This window comes from Pseudomonas sp. AG1028 (assembly GCF_007993955.1).
Taxonomy (GTDB): domain Bacteria; phylum Pseudomonadota; class Gammaproteobacteria; order Pseudomonadales; family Pseudomonadaceae; genus Aquipseudomonas; species Aquipseudomonas straminea.
Window position 1 is genome coordinate 244,395 of sequence record NZ_VIVP01000001.1, and the last position, 15,323, is coordinate 259,717.

15 protein-coding genes are annotated in these 15,323 nt (G+C 63.9%); 12 read left to right on the forward strand and 3 right to left on the reverse strand.

Translation table 11 applies throughout. The features are described 5' to 3' along the window. Positions 1–154: 154 nt before the first annotated feature. Complete coding sequence (locus FB481_RS01075; protein WP_147174828.1) at positions 155–1,468, forward strand: CitMHS family transporter; 1,314 nt, start codon at positions 155–157, stop codon at positions 1,466–1,468. Positions 1,469–1,522: 54 nt separating this feature from the next. Here FB481_RS01075 and FB481_RS01080 read toward each other — a convergent pair whose 3' ends face one another. Together FB481_RS01080 and FB481_RS01085 are read right to left on the reverse strand one after the other, a co-directional pair. Continuing rightward, complete coding sequence (locus FB481_RS01080; protein ID WP_147174829.1) at positions 1,523–2,164, reverse strand: oxidoreductase; 642 nt, start codon at positions 2,162–2,164, stop codon at positions 1,523–1,525. Between the two features lie 58 nt (positions 2,165–2,222). After that, entirely contained in the window at positions 2,223–3,902 is a 1,680-nt protein-coding gene (locus tag FB481_RS01085; protein WP_147174830.1) for a C13 family peptidase, read from the reverse strand. Between the two features lie 167 nt (positions 3,903–4,069). Between FB481_RS01085 and FB481_RS01090 the strand changes: the two genes are divergently transcribed. The 3 genes from FB481_RS01090 to FB481_RS01100 are packed head-to-tail and all read left to right on the forward strand — an operon-like array spanning position 4,070 to position 5,743. Further along, positions 4,070–4,432, forward strand: a complete 363-nt coding sequence (locus FB481_RS01090) for a CidA/LrgA family protein (protein WP_093504172.1) — start codon at positions 4,070–4,072, stop codon at positions 4,430–4,432. Beyond that, on the forward strand, positions 4,429–5,145 hold the full coding sequence (locus tag FB481_RS01095) for an LrgB family protein (RefSeq protein WP_093504171.1): 717 nt from the start codon (positions 4,429–4,431) through the stop codon (positions 5,143–5,145). Before FB481_RS01090 ends, FB481_RS01095 begins: the two co-directional genes overlap by 4 nt. Before the next feature lie 7 nt (positions 5,146–5,152). Next, the gene (locus FB481_RS01100) at positions 5,153–5,743 is read left to right on the forward strand and encodes an LON peptidase substrate-binding domain-containing protein (protein ID WP_093504170.1); all 591 of its coding nucleotides are present in this window, start codon (positions 5,153–5,155) and stop codon (positions 5,741–5,743) included. A 1-nt stretch (position 5,744) separates the two neighbouring features. Here the strand turns inward: FB481_RS01100 and FB481_RS01105 are convergent, their stop codons facing one another. Further along, on the reverse strand, positions 5,745–7,061 hold the full coding sequence (locus FB481_RS01105; RefSeq protein WP_147174831.1) for a bifunctional DedA family/phosphatase PAP2 family protein: 1,317 nt from the start codon (positions 7,059–7,061) through the stop codon (positions 5,745–5,747). Positions 7,062–7,305: 244 nt separating this feature from the next. On the opposite strand from FB481_RS01105, the gene FB481_RS01110 reads away from it, so the two are divergent. The 8 genes from FB481_RS01110 to FB481_RS01145 are packed head-to-tail and all read left to right on the forward strand — an operon-like array spanning position 7,306 to position 15,199. Continuing rightward, positions 7,306–8,571, forward strand: a complete 1,266-nt coding sequence (locus FB481_RS01110; RefSeq protein WP_147174832.1) for a glutamate-5-semialdehyde dehydrogenase — start codon at positions 7,306–7,308, stop codon at positions 8,569–8,571. Beyond that, positions 8,571–9,215, forward strand: coding sequence for a nicotinate-nucleotide adenylyltransferase (nadD, locus tag FB481_RS01115; protein ID WP_147174833.1), 645 nt, complete (start codon positions 8,571–8,573; stop codon positions 9,213–9,215). Before FB481_RS01110 ends, nadD begins: the two co-directional genes overlap by 1 nt. Positions 9,216–9,257: 42 nt before the next feature. Then, complete coding sequence (gene rsfS, locus FB481_RS01120) at positions 9,258–9,617, forward strand: ribosome silencing factor (RefSeq protein WP_027903646.1); 360 nt, start codon at positions 9,258–9,260, stop codon at positions 9,615–9,617. Positions 9,618–9,625: 8 nt separating this feature from the next. Next, positions 9,626–10,093, forward strand: a complete 468-nt coding sequence (rlmH, locus tag FB481_RS01125) for a 23S rRNA (pseudouridine(1915)-N(3))-methyltransferase RlmH (RefSeq protein ID WP_013792712.1) — start codon at positions 9,626–9,628, stop codon at positions 10,091–10,093. Between the two features lie 12 nt (positions 10,094–10,105). Beyond that, on the forward strand, positions 10,106–12,010 hold the full coding sequence (gene mrdA / locus FB481_RS01130; RefSeq protein WP_147174834.1) for a penicillin-binding protein 2: 1,905 nt from the start codon (positions 10,106–10,108) through the stop codon (positions 12,008–12,010). 44 nt (positions 12,011–12,054) lie between these two features. Then, a complete protein-coding gene (gene rodA, locus FB481_RS01135; RefSeq protein ID WP_178109819.1) occupies positions 12,055–13,158 on the forward strand; it encodes a rod shape-determining protein RodA in 1,104 nt (367 codons plus the stop codon). A 17-nt stretch (positions 13,159–13,175) separates the two neighbouring features. Next, positions 13,176–14,189: a lytic murein transglycosylase B gene (mltB, locus tag FB481_RS01140; protein WP_147175034.1), complete on the forward strand. Its 1,014-nt coding sequence runs from the start codon at positions 13,176–13,178 to the stop codon at positions 14,187–14,189. After that, the gene (locus FB481_RS01145; RefSeq protein WP_093504165.1) at positions 14,186–15,199 is read left to right on the forward strand and encodes a septal ring lytic transglycosylase RlpA family protein; all 1,014 of its coding nucleotides are present in this window, start codon (positions 14,186–14,188) and stop codon (positions 15,197–15,199) included. The genes mltB and FB481_RS01145 overlap by 4 nt, the downstream gene beginning before the upstream one ends. The last annotated feature ends 124 nt before the right edge of the window (positions 15,200–15,323 follow it).

Genomic DNA, 15,323 nt, shown 5'->3' on the forward strand with positions numbered 1-15,323 from the left:
GCGCAACTGTTACCTCGGATTACTACATATTCACTGACAAATCATGGGCTTAGCGACGCCAGCCATAAAGGTTCGTGAAAGGTTGGTGGTCTAGAGTCCGCGCCTCGTGTCCGTGCCCGCACCGACTTGAACAAGAAAAAGAGGAGAACCCGGTTTGTTGACCCTGATTGGCTTGTTGACCATTTTCTGCCTGGTGGTGATGCTGCTCAGCGGGCGCATGTCACCCGCATTGCCGCTGATCGTGGTGCCCTTGCTGGGCGCACTGTGTGCCGGTTTCGGCGCGGATGAGATTTCCGGGTTCTTCACCGACGGCGTTGGCAAGGTGGTGTCCATCGCCACCATGTTCATCTTCGCCATTACCTTCTTCGGCGTGCTGCAGGACACCGGCCTGTTTCGGCCGATCATCGGCTTTCTGGTCAAACTGACCCGCGGCAACGTCATCGCCGTTGCGCTCGCCACGGCGATCATCGGCATGCTGGCCCACCTCGACGGTGCCGGCGCAACTACTTTCCTGCTGACCATTCCCGCCCTCTTGCCGCTGTACAAGCAGCTGCGCATGAGCCCGTACCTGATGCTGATGCTGCTGGCCACCGGCGCCGGCATCCTCAACATGGTTCCGTGGGCAGGCCCGCTGGGCCGTTCGGCCGCGGTCACCGGGTTGGACGTCACTGAACTGTGGCGGCCGTTGCTGGCCATTCAGGGCACCGGCGTCGTGCTGCTAATAGTGCTGGCAGCCTTTCTTGGCTGGCGCGAGCAGCGTCGCATTGCTGCGACCGGTGGCACCGTAGTGGACGATGGCTCCCAGGATCATGTCGGTGCGCCTGGCCAGATCAGCGACGAAGAGCGTGCCCTGGAGCGCCCGGGCCGCATGTGGATCAACTTCGGCCTGTTCGTGCTGGTGCTGGTGGCGCTGTTCACCGGCGTGCTGCCGGCCGGCTACGTGTTCATGATCGGCCTGAGCCTGGCGCTGCTGATCAACTACCCCAACGGCAAGATGCAGATGCAGCGCATCGCCGCGCATTCTTCGGCGGCCCTGGGCATGGGCATGATCATTCTGGCCGCTGGCTCCATGCTCGGCATTCTGTCCGGCACCGGCATGCTCACTTCCATCGCCCAGGATCTGGTCAAGGTGCTGCCCGCCGGCATGGTCGGCCAACTGCACATCATCCTCGGCGTGTTCGGCTTCCCCATGGAATTCGTACTCAACACCGACGCCTATTATTTCGGCCTGCTGCCGGTGGTGATGGAAGTGGTCGAGAACCATGGTGTCGCCGCCCCGAGCGTGGTCTACGCGCTGATGATCGGCAACATCATCGGCACCTTCATCAGCCCATTCTCCCCGGCACTGTGGCTAGCGCTCGGCCTGGCGCGCCTGGAGATGGGCCAGCACATTCGCTATTCGTTCTGGTGGATGTGGGGCTTCTCGCTGGCGCTGTTCGCCACGGCCTGGGCCATTGGGCTGTTCTGAGCAAAAACCTTTGCTGAATAAAAAAGGCGCCGTGGAAACGGCGCCTTTTTGCTTTCAGCGGCCCAGGCGCCGCAGCTCGTCGGATTCGACGATACGCAGCCCTTCGCCTTCTTCCAAGGCCAGGCGCCAAAGAGCGCGGGCCAGGGCGGTGACGTCGATGGCGCGGTGCTTGCCCGGCAGCCAGCGCAGGAAGGGCGCGGCCAGCCGCTCGCCAAGGCGGAACTCGTTGCGCGGGCCAAGCAGCAGGGAAGGGCGGGCGATGGTCAGTTGCGGCCAGCCCTGGGCCTTGAGCGCTTCTTCGGCCTGGCCCTTGGTGCGGTTGTAGAACACCGAGGACTGCGGGTCGGCGCCAATGGCGCTGACTACCAGCAGGTGGCGGGCGCCCAGTTCCCGGGCACGCGCCGCGAAAGCTACTACCAGGTCATGATCGACGGCGCGAAAAGCGTCCTGCGAGCCAGCCTGCTTGATGGTGCTGCCCAAACAGCAGAAGGCGGTATGCACCGAGCCATCCAGGGCTGGCAGCAGGTCGAGCAATTCGCCGACCGGGTTTTCCAGATGAGGATGTTCGGCCAGCGGCTTGCGACTCGGTGCCAGCACGCGCTCGACGGTAGGTTCGTTGAGCAGGCGGTCCAGCAGGTGTTCACCGGTCATGCCCGAGGCGCCTGCCAGAAGAATGTGCTGGGGAGTCAAATACATGGTCGATCCTCGACTGCTATTCATTATGGAGTTTAGAGGGCAATCGCCGATTTATCGTTCAAGGCGCTTCGCTGTTTGCCCGCTGCAGCGCATTCCAGTGATCGAGCACTGCGGCAGGCGCCCAGATCTGCGGCTCGGACGGCTCGAAGCCATCGGCCTGCTCACGATCGGCTACTGCAGCGCGGGCCAGCTCGAAAGCCTTTTGCAGGTCGTCGGTCTGCTGCAGCGCTTCAGCGAACAGGGCGCGGCCGAAGTAGGTGAAGTCGGCCTCCTCGGAGCAACCGAAGGACACCCGGTCGGCGCGGGCGGCAGTCATTACCAGGGTCTTGTCATCTTTCAGGGCCGGGATGAACCCACCGGAATAGCAGGCGGAAATCACCACCACCTTGTCACGGTCGGCCAGGGGCTTGAGCAGATCGGCCAGATCACCGGCGAGCAGATCAGCGAGTTGCAGGCGCGGCTGGTCCAGGTTCAGCTCGTGAGTGCGCGAACCGTGGCTGGTCAGGTAGATGAACACCAGGTCTTCCGGGCCGCTGCGTTCGGCGATGGCCTGCACCGCGCGGCGCAGGTTCTCGCGGGTCGCCACGGGGCGATCGGCCAGATGATCGCGGTGGTTGGCCAGGGTGATGCGGCCGTAGGCGGCAAAACGTTTGCTAAGCAAGTCGGCCACGTAGTCGGCCTCACGCAGGAACACGCCCTGCTTGCCGTCGCCGGCCAGGGTCAGCGCATAGAGCTCGCGGCGCGGGGTGGAGGCGGGCAGGGCAGCGATGGCCTGGTCGAGCAGCTCGCCCTGTTTCAGCAGGCCGATTTCCAGTGGATCAGGCAGCGCCTGGCCGTTTTCGTCACGCACGCGAATGCCGCGACGCCAGGTGCCTTGCTGCTTGCTGCCATCGGCATTGAGCAGAGTGCCCACGCCGTTGAACTGGCCATTGGCGAACTGGCCGTCATAGCGGCTGCCGTCGGCCTGTTGCAGATGGCCTTCCCCCTGGTAGCGCCAGTCGCGAAATTGCCCGGTATAACGGCTGCCATCGCTGCCGCGGTATTCGCCCTTGCCGTTGAGCGCGCCCTCGGCAAAGGTGCCGCTCCATGCATCGCCGGCTGCGCTCTGGTAGCGGCCCTTGCCATGGAACAGGTTGTCTTTGAAGTCGCCGTCGTAGCTGTCGCCTTCGCTGCCGCGGTAGCTGCCGGCCCCCTTGAGCTGGCCGCCTGCGAAGTGCCCGGAAAGCTGGTTGCCGGCTTCGTCTTCGCGCATGCCCTGGCCGTCCGGCAGGCCTTTGACGAATAAGCCCTGGAAGCGGCTGCCATCGGCCTGTCCGAGAATGCCGAAGCCGTGAAAGCGGCCAGCACGAAACTGCCCGCGATAGGTTTGCCCGGCTTCTTCCAGCACGCCTTCGCCCTCGAACTGGCCTTGGCGGAAGCCGCCGCTGTAATGGCTGCCATCAGCTTTTTTCAGCGTACCCTGGCCGTCGTAACGGCCGGCAGCGAATTCACCGACGTAGTGCTCGCCATTGGCGCCCTGCCACTCCCCGGCGCCCTGGCGCTGGCCATCGACGAAGTGGCCGACGTAGCGGCTGCCGTCGGGATAGTCGAGGCGGCCTTTGCCCTGCAGCAGGCCGTCGACCACATCGCCTTGGTAGCGCGAGCCGTCGGGCAGGATAGCGTCAGGTGGCAGCAGCTGCGTGCTCGGGCCGCAGGCCGTGAGGGCAAGGGTGAGGGCCAAAGGCGCGAGGCGAAGCATGCGGTACGTCCCTGTCAGCGAGGAGATGCCGCAGTATGCCGCAAACTCTCTGCCGCGCGCTGCCCGGCTGATTCACTCGCAGCCAAGGGTGTTAAGGCACCTGTATTCGCGGCCTATAATGGCCGTCTTGTTGACGGGCGCGCCCGTCGAGTTTGCGGGAGACAATCATGCTGCTTCGTGGCCTGTTCTGGTTGGTGCTGTGCCAACTGCTGGGCACGGCGCTCAATGCGCTGTTGCTGCCTATGCTGCCGGGGCCGATTCTCGGCATGCTGCTGCTGGTGGGATTTCTGCTCTGCCGCGGCCAGGTCGATGAACCGATCCAGCAGGCAGCCAGCGGACTGCTCAAATACCTGCCGCTATTGCTGGTACCGCCGGCAGTGGGCGTGATGGCCTATGCCGAGGCCATCGCCGCCGACTTCTGGGCGGTGATCGGTGCGCTGGTGCTGTCGCTGATTCTGTCCCTGGTGTTCGCCGGCTGGATGATGCAGAAGTTGATCGAGCGCCAGGCGCGCCGTCGGGAGCAGCCATGATGCTCGACTGGCACGGCGCCTGGATGGCCGTTACCCATCACCCGCTGTTTGGCGCGGGCGTCACCCTTGGTGCCTATCAATTGGCGATTGCTCTCTATGAAAGGACTCGCCTGGTATTTCTGCAGCCGGTGTTGGTGTCGACCAGCCTGGTGATCGCTATCCTGCTGCTGTGTGGCCTGACTTTTACCGAGTACAAGGCCAGCGCCGACACACTGACCCTGTTCCTCGGCCCGGCCACCGTCGCCCTGGCGGTGCCGCTGTACCTCAACCTGCGGCGCATCCGCCAGGTCTTCTGGCCTACGGTGCTCACCCTGCTGGTCGCCGGCGTGGTCGCCACGGTGCTTGGCGTCGCCCTGGCCTGGTTGCTGGGTGCCGAGCACAACATGCTGATGAGCATGGCGCCCAAGTCCGTCACCTCGCCGATCGCGATGCTAGTTGCCACGCAGATTGGCGGCCTCGCGGCACTTGCCGCGGTGTTCGTGATGATTACCGGGGTACTGGGTGCGATCATCGGGCCGTCGTTGCTGCGTTGGTGTGGCGTGCGCAATCATGCCGCCATGGGCATGGCGCTGGGCATCACCGCCCACGCAGTCGGTACATCACGCGCGATGCAGGAGAGCGAGGAGTGCGGCGCGTTTGCGGCTCTGGCCATGAGCCTGATGGGCGTGTTCACGGCGATCCTGCTGCCGCTCGCCATCGTCTTGCTGAGTTGAGAGCCTTATGACCCTATCTCTATTCCCGCTGCACACTGTTCTGTTTCCCGGCTGCACGCTGGATCTGCAGATCTTCGAGGCGCGCTACCTGGACATGATCAGCCGCTGCATGAAGCAGGGTGAAGGTTTTGGTGTGGTGTGCATCGTCGAAGGCGCCGAGGTCGGCGAGGCCGCCGAGCGCGTCGCGCAGATCGGTTGCGAAGCGCGGATCACCGATTTCCAGCAGCGTCCCAATGGCCTGCTGGGCATTCGCGTAGAGGGCGGGCGGCGTTTTCGCGTCAAGCAGGCTCAGGTGCTGCCCGACAAGCTGACCGTCGCTCAGGTGCAATGGCTTGACGAGCAACCTGATGCGCCGCTGGGTGAGGAACATGAGGATTTGCTGGCGCTGCTCGCCGCCCTGGCCGAGCACCCGATGGTCGCCAGCCTGGACATGGGCGCAGACGCCGGCAGCCAGGCCGAGCTGGCCGACAAACTCGGCTATCTATTGCCGTTCGGCGCCGAGCAAAAGGTCGCCCTGCTGGCCGAGCCCGACGCCAGCGTGCGGCTGGACATGCTGCAAGCATGGGTCGAGGAGCTGCAGGGCGACGGCGCCGCCTAGCCTAGTAGCGGTAAATCTCCACCCCTTCGGACATGCGTATCAGCGCCATGCTGGTGAGCAGCAGGGCGCAGGCCGGCACTATCATCCACCACGCCCGCGCCGGCAGCGGCGGCAGTGACGCGTAGCGCTGCATCAGTGCCAAGCTCAGCGCGCATAGGCTGCTGGCCAACAGGGCGCCGGCGATAATGTCGCTCGGCCAATGCACACCCAGATAAACCCGCGACAGGGCGATGAACAGCGCCGGCAGGCAGGCCAGTAGAATCCAGGTCAGACGCAGGCGCGCCGGCTGACCACGGCCGGCCAGAATGGCAACGCTCAGGAAGAAGGCGAAGGCCGCCGAGCTGTGGCCGCTGGGAAAACTGTAGGTATTGAGCGGCTCGAGCAGCACATCCGGTCGCGCCCGCTCGAACAAACCCTTGAACAGGCGATTGCCCAGCGCCGTGCTGAGCATGGCGCCGCCGGCGAACAGCAGCGCCTGCCATTGGCGATTGAGCAATAGCAGGATGCACAGCAGCGCAGCGACCGCGAACTGCACGCCGAAATCGCCAAAGTGGGTGACCAGCACGGCGATATGATCGAAGCGCGGATTGCGTTCTTCCTGAATCAGCTTCATCAGACCTTGGTCCAGAGCGATCAGGTGTGGCCAGCCGATAAACAGCGCGATCAGCAGGACGCTGCCCAGCCCGGCAGCGATCAGTGCAGCTTGGCGCTGTTCGCGCAGACTGCTCTGGATGGTCAGCACCAGCAGCAGCGCCAGGCCGCCGGCCACCACCGCCGCTTGCGGCCAGAAGCCATCGGGCAATGGTAGGCGCAGCGCGGCTCCGGCGGCCCAGCCCGGCATCAGGTAGGCGATCGCCCAGCCGGCGGCGGCCAGCATGCTCACGGCGATGAAGCGGCCAACCGGCATGCTCAGCATGCCGGCAACCATCGGCAGCATGGGGCGCAACGGGCCGATGTAGCGGCCCACCAGCAGGCTGGCCACGCCATAGCGTTCGAAATAGGTTTCCGCGCCACTGAGCCACTGCGGGTGGCTGCGCAGGCCCGGTAGGCGGCGTATGTCCTGATGGAAGTAGCGGCCCAGAGCGTAGGAGATGGCGTCACCGAGCAGGCCGCCGAAATAGGCCAACAGCAAGGTTTCCCAAAGGCTCAGGGCGCCGTTGCCGGCCATCACACCGACGGCGAACAGCAGCACGGTGCCGGGAACGATGATGCCGGCGATGGCCAGGCATTCGATGCAGGCGATCACGAAGATCGCCAAACCCAGCCACTGCGGGTTAGCCGTCAGCCAGGTAGTCAGACTATCGAGCCATTGGCCCATGGATGGACACCTTCATAGAGGAGAAATCGAGGCTTCGACCTGCCCAGCTGAAAAGCGGTTCCTTTGGCGGACGAACGCGGCCAGGCGGCGACAGCGGCCGATCATAGCAACGCGACAGGTGATTGAAAGGGCGTTCAAACGCCCGGTTACAAGCCGTTGATGACCATCTGCCAGGCGCCGCTGTGCGCGGGGCGGCATGACCGCTATAATCAGCAACTTTTTCCAACTGCCGACCTGAGTTGCCATGACCGAGTCCGTGCTTGACTACATGACCCGCCTGGGCCGCGCCGCCCGCCAGGCTTCGCGCGTGCTCGCGCGGGCCAGCACTGCGCAGAAGAATCAGGCCCTGCAGGCCGCCGCCGCTGCCCTCGATGCCGCGCGTAACGAGCTGACTGCCGCCAACGAAAAGGACCTGGCCGCCGCCCGCGCCAGTGGCCTGGAGCCGGCCATGGTCGACCGCCTGGCGCTGACCCCGAAGGTCATCGACAGCATGATCGAAGGCTTGCGTCAGGTCGCCACCCTGCCGGACCCGATTGGCGAGATCCAGGGCATGCGTTATCTGCCGTCCGGTATTCAGGTCGGCAAGATGCGTGTGCCGCTGGGCGTGATCGGCATCATCTACGAGTCGCGGCCTAACGTGACCATCGATGCCGCCAGCCTGTGCCTGAAATCCGGCAATGCCACCATTCTGCGCGGCGGCTCGGAAGCCATTCATTCCAACCAGGCCATCGCCCGCTGCATCCAGACTGGTCTGGCCGAGGCCGGTTTGCCGGCCAGCGCCGTGCAGGTGGTGGAAACCACTGACCGCGCTGCCGTGGGCGCGCTTATTACCATGCCGGAGTTCGTCGACGTCATCGTGCCGCGCGGCGGCAAGGGCCTGATCGAGCGCATCAGCCGTGACGCCAAGGTGCCGGTGATCAAGCATCTCGACGGCGTTTGCCACGTTTACGTGGACATCGCCGCCGATCTCGACAAGGCCATCCGTGTTTGCGACAACTCGAAAACCCAGCGCTACTCGCCGTGCAACGCCATGGAAACCCTGCTGGTGCATGCTGATATCGCCGCCCGCGTGCTGCCGCCGTTGGCCGCCATCTACCGCGACAAGGGCGTTGAGCTGCGCGGCGATGCGCAGACCCGCGCACTGCTTGGCATTGACGTGCTGGAGGCCAGTGAAGACGACTGGTACGCCGAGTACAACGCGCCGATCCTGGCGATCCGCGTGGTCGACTCGCTGGAAGCGGCCATCGAGCACATCAATCAATACGGTTCGCAGCACACCGACGCGATCATCACCGAGAACTTCAGCGACGCCCGGCGTTTTCTTACCGAGGTGGATTCCAGCTCGGTGATGGTCAATGCCTCGACGCGCTTCGCCGATGGTTTCGAGTACGGCCTGGGCGCGGAGATCGGCATTTCCACCGACAAGCTGCACGCCCGTGGTCCGGTCGGCCTCGAGGGGCTGACCAGCGAGAAGTACGTGGTATTCGGCGACGGGCACGTGCGCACCTGATGGCAAATCCCAGGCGCATCGGGCTGCTCGGCGGTACGTTCGACCCGGTGCATATTGGCCATTTGCGCGGTGCGTTGGAGGTGGCCGAGTTCATGGCGCTGGACGAGTTGCGGCTGATCCCCAGCGCCCGCCCGCCGCACCGTGAAACCCCTCAGGTCGGGGCGCAGGATCGCCTGGCGATGGTCGAGCAGGCGGTGGTGGGGCTCTCGCCGCTGCAGGTGGATGATCGTGAACTCAAACGCGACAGACCGTCGTACAGCATCGACACCCTGGAGTCGTTGCGCGCTGAGCTGGCCGCGGACGACCAGTTGTTTCTGATTCTGGGCTGGGATGCCTTTTGCGGTTTGCCGGCCTGGCACCGTTGGGACGAGTTGCTGCAGCACTGCCATATTCTGGTGTTGCAGCGCCCGGATGCCGGCAGTGAGGCGAGCGAGCCGCTGCGCGACCTGATGGCCGCGCGCAACGTGGCAGACCCGCTGGCGCTCAAGGGCCCGGCGGGACAGATTTCTTTCATCTGGCAGACGCCTTTGTCGGTGTCTGCCACCCAGATTCGTTCGCTATTGGCGAGCGGCCGTTCGGTGCGCTTTTTGGTGCCCGATGCGGTTCTGGCTTATATCAACGCCCATGGACTGTACCGTGGGTGAATCGAACACGAGGCAAACGAGCACGTTATGACGGACAAAACCATGCACAGTGAAGACTTGGTCAAAGTGGCCATCGCAGCACTGGAAGAAATCAAGGCCCAGGACATCACCACCATCGACGTGCGTGAGAAGACCAGCATCACCGACTACATGGTGATCGCTAGCGGCACCTCCAGCCGCCACGTCAAGTCGCTGGTCGACAACGTGCTGGAAAAGACCAAGGAGCAGGGCGTGCGCCCGATCGGCAGCGAAGGCCTGGACAGCGGCGAGTGGGCCCTGCTCGACCTGGGCGACATCGTCGTTCACGTGATGCTGCCGACCACCCGCCAGTTCTACGACCTGGAGCGTCTGTGGCAGGGCGCCGAGCAGAGCCGTGCCCAGCAGGGCGGCGAGCGCGAGTAGGCATTCGCGTGCGTATCAAACTGATCGCTGTCGGCTCGCGCATGCCGCGCTGGGTCGAGGACGGCTGGCAGGAATATGCCAAGCGCATGCCGTCCGAGCTGTCCCTGGAACTGGTGGAAATTCCCCTGACCACGCGTGGCAAGAATGCCGACGTGGCGCGGATGATCCGTCAGGAGGGTGAGGCCATGCTGGCGAAGGTGCAGCCCGGGGAACGCATCGTCACCCTGGAAGTCGAAGGGCGACCCTGGAGCACCGAGCAGTTGGCGGTCGAGCTGGACAAGTGGCGGCTCGATTCGCGCACGGTCAACCTGATGGTCGGCGGCCCCGAAGGCCTGGCGCCGGAAGTGATGGCGCGTAGCGAACAGCGCTGGTCGCTGTCGCCGCTGACCTTGCCCCACCCGCTGGTACGGATACTGGTCGGCGAACAGATTTATCGTGCCTGGACGGTGTTGTCCGGTCACCCTTATCACAAGTAGTCAGCGGTCCCGATGCCCCAGCCGATCCGTCTAAAAGATCACGAGAAGGACGCGCGCCTGATTCGCAAGCGCGCGCTGGTCGGCGGCTCGGTATTTCTGGTGCTGACCCTGGTGCTGATCGCCCGCATGTATTACCTGCAGGTGATCCAGTACGAGTACCACTCCACTCTGGCGGAAAACAACCGCATCCACGTGCAGCCGATCCCGCCCAACCGTGGGCTGATCTACGACCGCAACGGGGTGATCATCGCCGACAACCGGCCCAGCTTCAGCCTGACCCTGACCCGCGAGCGCGCCGGCGACTGGGAGAAGGTGCTAGACGTGATCGTCGAGGTGCTGGAGCTTGCCCCCGAGGATCGCGAGCTGTTCGAGCGCCGCGTCAGGCAGGGGCGGCGGCCGTTCGAGCCGGTGCCGGTGCTGTTCGAACTTAGCGAGGAGCAGATCGCCCGCCTGGCGGTGAATCAGTTCCGTCTGCCCGGCGTCGAGGTGGTCGCCCAGCTGGTGCGCCACTATCCGCAGCGCGAGCACTTTGCCCACTCGGTCGGCTATGTGGGGCGCATCAACGAGAAAGAGCTCAAGGAGCTCGATCCGGTCGAATACAGCGGCACCCACCATATCGGCAAGACCGGTATCGAACGCTTCTACGAAGACGAGCTGCACGGCAAGGTCGGTTACGAAGAAGTCGAAACCAACGCCCGTGGTCGCGTGCTGCGGGTGCTCAACCGCACCGACCCACTGCCCGGTCGAGACGTGACGCTGACGCTCGACGTGCATCTGCAGGAAGTCGCCGAGAAGGCCTTGGGCGGACGCCGTGGTGCAGTGGTGGCGATCCAGCCGCAGACCGGTGAAGTGCTGGCGATGGTCAGTCAGCCGAGTTTCGACCCCAACCCCTTCGTGACCGGTATCAGCTTCAAGGCTTACGCCGAGCTGCGCGATTCCATCGACCGACCGCTCTACAACCGCGTGTTGCGCGGCCTGTATCCGCCAGGTTCGACCATCAAGCCAATGGTTGCCGTATCGGGGCTGGATGCCGGCGTGGTAACGCCGAGTACACGGGTGTTCGACCCCGGCTACTATCAGTTGCCCAACAACAGCCACAAGTACCGTAACTGGAATCGCACCGGCGATGGCTGGGTGGACATGAACACGGCGATCATGCGGTCCAACGACACCTACTTCTACGATCTGGCCCACAAGATGGGCATTGATCGCCTGCATGACTACCTGAGCCGTTTCGGCATCGGCCAGCGCGTGTCGCTGGACATGTTCGAGGAAACCGCCGGCCTGATGCCGTCGCGGGAGTGGAAGCGCGCCCGCTATCGTCAGGGATGGTACCCGGGAGAGACGCTGATTCTCGGCATTGGACAGGGATACATGCAGGCCACGCCGCTGCAGTTGGCCCAGGCCACCGCGTTGGTAGCCAACAAGGGCAAGTGGATTCGTCCGCACTTGGCGCGCACCATCGACGGCAGCCCGCCCCAGGATCCGAATCCGATGCCGGATATCGTGATGCGCGATCCCAAATATTGGGATTACGCGCGACAGGGTATGGAGTCGGTGATGCACGGCGCTCGTGGTACGGCGCGCAAGGTCGGCGACACCGCCGCCTACCGGATCGCCGGCAAGAGCGGTACCGCCCAGGTGGTCGCGATCAAGCAGGGCGAGAAGTACGACCGCAGCAAGGTACAGGAACGCCACCGTGACCACGCCCTGTTCGTCGGTTTCGCGCCGGCGGACAATCCACAGATCGTGGTGTCGGTGATGGTCGAGAATGGCGAGTCCGGCTCCGGGGTCGGTGCACCGCTGGTCAAGCAGGTAATGGACGCCTGGCTTCTCGACGAAAACGGCCAGCTCAAGGCCGAGTACGCCAAGCCCGGTGCTGCGGCGCCACTCAACGCAGAGGTGAAGCAACCATGAGCCTGACCGGCAGCTTCGACCGTACGCTGTCCAGCGAAGACGTTTTGCGGCGGCGCTCCAGCCTGCTGCAGCGCATGCACATCGATGGCATCTTGCTGCTGCTGTTGTTGTTGCTCGCCACTGGCAGCCTGTTCGTCCTCTATTCGGCCAGCGGCAAGAACGTCGACCTGCTGATGAAACAGGCTTCATCCTTCGGTATCGGCCTGGTGGCGATGGTGATCATCGCCCAGTTCGAGCCGCGCTTCATGGCCCGCTGGGTGCCGCTGGGTTACCTGTGCGGGGTTGGTCTGCTGGTGGTGGTGGACGTCATGGGCCACAACGCCATGGGTGCCACGCGGTGGATCAACATCCCCGGTGTGATTCGCTTCCAGCCCTCGGAATTCATGAAGATCCTGATGCCGGCGACCATGGCCTGGTACCTGTCCAAGCGCACCTTGCCGCCGAGCCTCAAGCACGTGTCGGTGAGCCTGGGCCTGGTGGTCACGCCGTTCGTGCTTATTCTGTTACAGCCGGACCTCGGTACTTCGCTTTTGATTCTTGCCTCGGGCGCCTTCGTGCTGTTCATGGCCGGTCTACAGTGGCGCTGGATCGCTGGGGCTGTGGCAGCGGTGGCGCCGATTGCCGTGGCGATGTGGTTCTTCGTGATGCATGACTACCAGAAGCGCCGGGTACTGACCTTCATGAATCCGGAAAGCGATCCGCTGGGCGCCGGCTGGAACATCATCCAGTCCAAGGCGGCGATCGGCTCCGGCGGCGTGTTCGGCAAGGGCTGGCTGCTCGGCACCCAGTCGCACCTGGACTTTTTGCCGGAAAGCCACACGGACTTTATCATTGCCGTTCTGGCCGAAGAATTCGGCCTGATTGGTGTCTGTCTGTTGCTGCTGTTGTACAGCCTGTTGATTGCGCGCGGTCTGGTGATTACCGTGCAAGCGCAGACGCTGTTCGGTAAGCTGCTTGCCGGCGGTTTGACCATGACCTTCTTCGTTTATGTGTTCATCAATATCGGCATGGTCAGCGGTTTGTTGCCGGTAGTGGGGGTACCGCTGCCGTTCATCAGTTATGGCGGCACGTCACTGATTACGTTGTTGTCGAGTTTCGGAATCCTGATGTCCATCCACACGCATCGCAAGTGGATCGCTCAGGCATGATTGGGGTTATGAATTCAATGCAGATTCTGCGTGGCTGGGCCGCACGACATGCACACTGGCTGGCAGTCGCCGGCCTGTTCGGAGCGCCTCAGGCGATGGCTGCCGGCGAATACGCGAACTCCCCGGACGTGGGCGAGTTCATCACCGAGATGACCCGTGACTACGGCTTCGCCAGCGAACAACTGACCGCTCTGTTCGCCGATGTGGAACGCAAGCAACCGATCATCGATGCCATCTCGCGGCCCGCCGAGCGGGTCAAGCCGTGGAGCGAATACCGGCCGATCTTCATCACCGACGCACGCATCGACAAGGGCGTGGCGTTCTGGAACGAGCATGCCGAAGCTCTGGCGCGTGCCGAGAAGGAATACGGTGTACCGGCGCAGATCATCGTTGCCATCATTGGCGTGGAAACCTCCTATGGTGGCAACACCGGCAACTACCGAGTGATCGACGCGCTGTCGACCCTGGCCTTCGATTACCCACCGCGCGCGCCGTTCTTCCGCAAGGAGTTGCGCGAATACCTGATGCTGACTCGTGAGGAGCAGGTCGACCCGGCCAGCCTCAAGGGTTCCTACGCCGGCGCCATGGGTCTGCCGCAGTTCATGCCGAGCAGCTTCCGCGCCTACGCCGTGGACTTCGATGGCGATGGCCACATCAACATCTGGAGCGATCCGACCGACGCCATCGGCAGCGTGGCCAGCTACTTCAAACGCCATAACTGGCAGCCGGGGCAGCCGGTGGCAACCCCGGCCAAGGTCAAGGGCGAGCAGGTGGATCAGGGCCTGAGTGCTGGTCTCGATCCGGACAAGACGGTTGGCGAGCTGCGCGCCCTGGGCTGGTCGAGCCAAGACGCCCTTGCCGACGATCTTCCGGTCACCGCCTTTCGTCTCGACGGCGCCGAAGGTCCCGAGTACTGGATTGGTCAGCCGAATTTCTTCGTCATTACTCGCTACAACCGCAGCGTGATGTACGCCATGGCGGTCAATCAGTTGTCCGAGTTGCTGGTTCAGGCCCGAGGTGCCAATCAATGACACGCTTGCCGTTCAAGCTGGCCGCCTGTGGCATCGCTGTTTTGCTGCTGGCCAGTTGTTCTTCCAGCCGGGCGCCGAGCAGCTCGTCGCCAACCCAGGCGGGCAGCTCGATGTCCGGCCCGGATGATTTCAACCGTCCGCACAAGGACGGCGCGCCCTGGTGGGACGTCGACGTCTCGAAGATCCAGGACGCCGTACCGATGCCTCACTACGGCCCGGTCAAGGCCAGCCCCTATGTCGTGTTCGGCAAGCAGTATTACCCGCTTACCGACGCCCGTCGCTACGTGGCGACCGGCCCGGCGTCGTGGTACGGCACCAAGTTCCATGGTCAGGCCACCGCCAATGGTGAAGCCTACGACCTGTACGGTATGACCGCGGCGCACAAGACCTTGCCGCTGCCCAGCTATGTGCGGGTGACCAACCTGGAGAATGGCAAGAGCGTGATCCTGCGCGTCAACGACCGTGGGCCGTTCTATTCCGACCGGATCATCGACCTGTCCTTCGCCGCCGCCAAGAAGCTCGGGTATGCCGAGAAGGGCACTGCCCAGGTGCGCGTCGAAGGCATCGACCCGACCGAGTGGTGGGCCCAGCAGGGGCGCCCGGTGCCGATGATGATGGCGCAGCCTAAGATGGCCCAGGTGCAGGGCGCTCAGGTGGAGCAGTTGAAACTGGCTAGCGCGCCGGTCGAGCAGTACTCGCCACCACCGCAGCAGCATGCCGCCGCCACCGTACCGGTGCAGATCGACTCAAAAAAAAACGGTTCAGCCGCAGCGTCTGGCCTATATCTCCAAGTTGGAGCTTTCGCCAATCCCGACGCTGCGGAGCTCCTGAAGGACAAGCTGAGCCAAACGGTGAGTGCGCCGGTATTCATCAACTCAGTGGCGCGCAACCAGCAGATACTGCACCGCGTGCGGCTGGGACCGATCAGCAGCCAGGGCGAGGCTGACCGGGTGCGTGACAGCATCCGCGTCGCCAACCTCGGCCAGGCGACCCTGGTCAAGGCGGAGTGAGGGCATAGCCCTCTGGCGAGCAACTAAATGGCTCGCCGCCTGACTAAGCAGTGGCTCGCCGCGATGTGGCGGCCACGTTGCACATTTACCCGCAAGGGCCTGTTCCACCTTCCAGCGATCTAGA

Coding starts and splice junctions, on each gene's coding strand:
- FB481_RS01145 (WP_093504165.1), top strand. CDS start 14,186: ATGACACGCTTGCCGTTCAAGCTGGCCGCCTGTGGCATCGCTGTTTTG.
- rsfS (WP_027903646.1), top strand. CDS start 9,258: ATGCACAGTGAAGACTTGGTCAAAGTGGCCATCGCAGCACTGGAAGAA.
- FB481_RS01080 (WP_147174829.1), bottom strand. CDS start 2,164: ATGTATTTGACTCCCCAGCACATTCTTCTGGCAGGCGCCTCGGGCATG.
- FB481_RS01110 (WP_147174832.1), top strand. CDS start 7,306: ATGACCGAGTCCGTGCTTGACTACATGACCCGCCTGGGCCGCGCCGCC.
- FB481_RS01105 (WP_147174831.1), bottom strand. CDS start 7,061: ATGGGCCAATGGCTCGATAGTCTGACTACCTGGCTGACGGCTAACCCG.
- nadD (WP_147174833.1), top strand. CDS start 8,571: ATGGCAAATCCCAGGCGCATCGGGCTGCTCGGCGGTACGTTCGACCCG.
- FB481_RS01100 (WP_093504170.1), top strand. CDS start 5,153: ATGACCCTATCTCTATTCCCGCTGCACACTGTTCTGTTTCCCGGCTGC.
- mrdA (WP_147174834.1), top strand. CDS start 10,106: ATGCCCCAGCCGATCCGTCTAAAAGATCACGAGAAGGACGCGCGCCTG.
- FB481_RS01085 (WP_147174830.1), bottom strand. CDS start 3,902: ATGCTTCGCCTCGCGCCTTTGGCCCTCACCCTTGCCCTCACGGCCTGC.
- mltB (WP_147175034.1), top strand. CDS start 13,176: ATGCAGATTCTGCGTGGCTGGGCCGCACGACATGCACACTGGCTGGCA.
- FB481_RS01095 (WP_093504171.1), top strand. CDS start 4,429: ATGATGCTCGACTGGCACGGCGCCTGGATGGCCGTTACCCATCACCCG.
- FB481_RS01090 (WP_093504172.1), top strand. CDS start 4,070: ATGCTGCTTCGTGGCCTGTTCTGGTTGGTGCTGTGCCAACTGCTGGGC.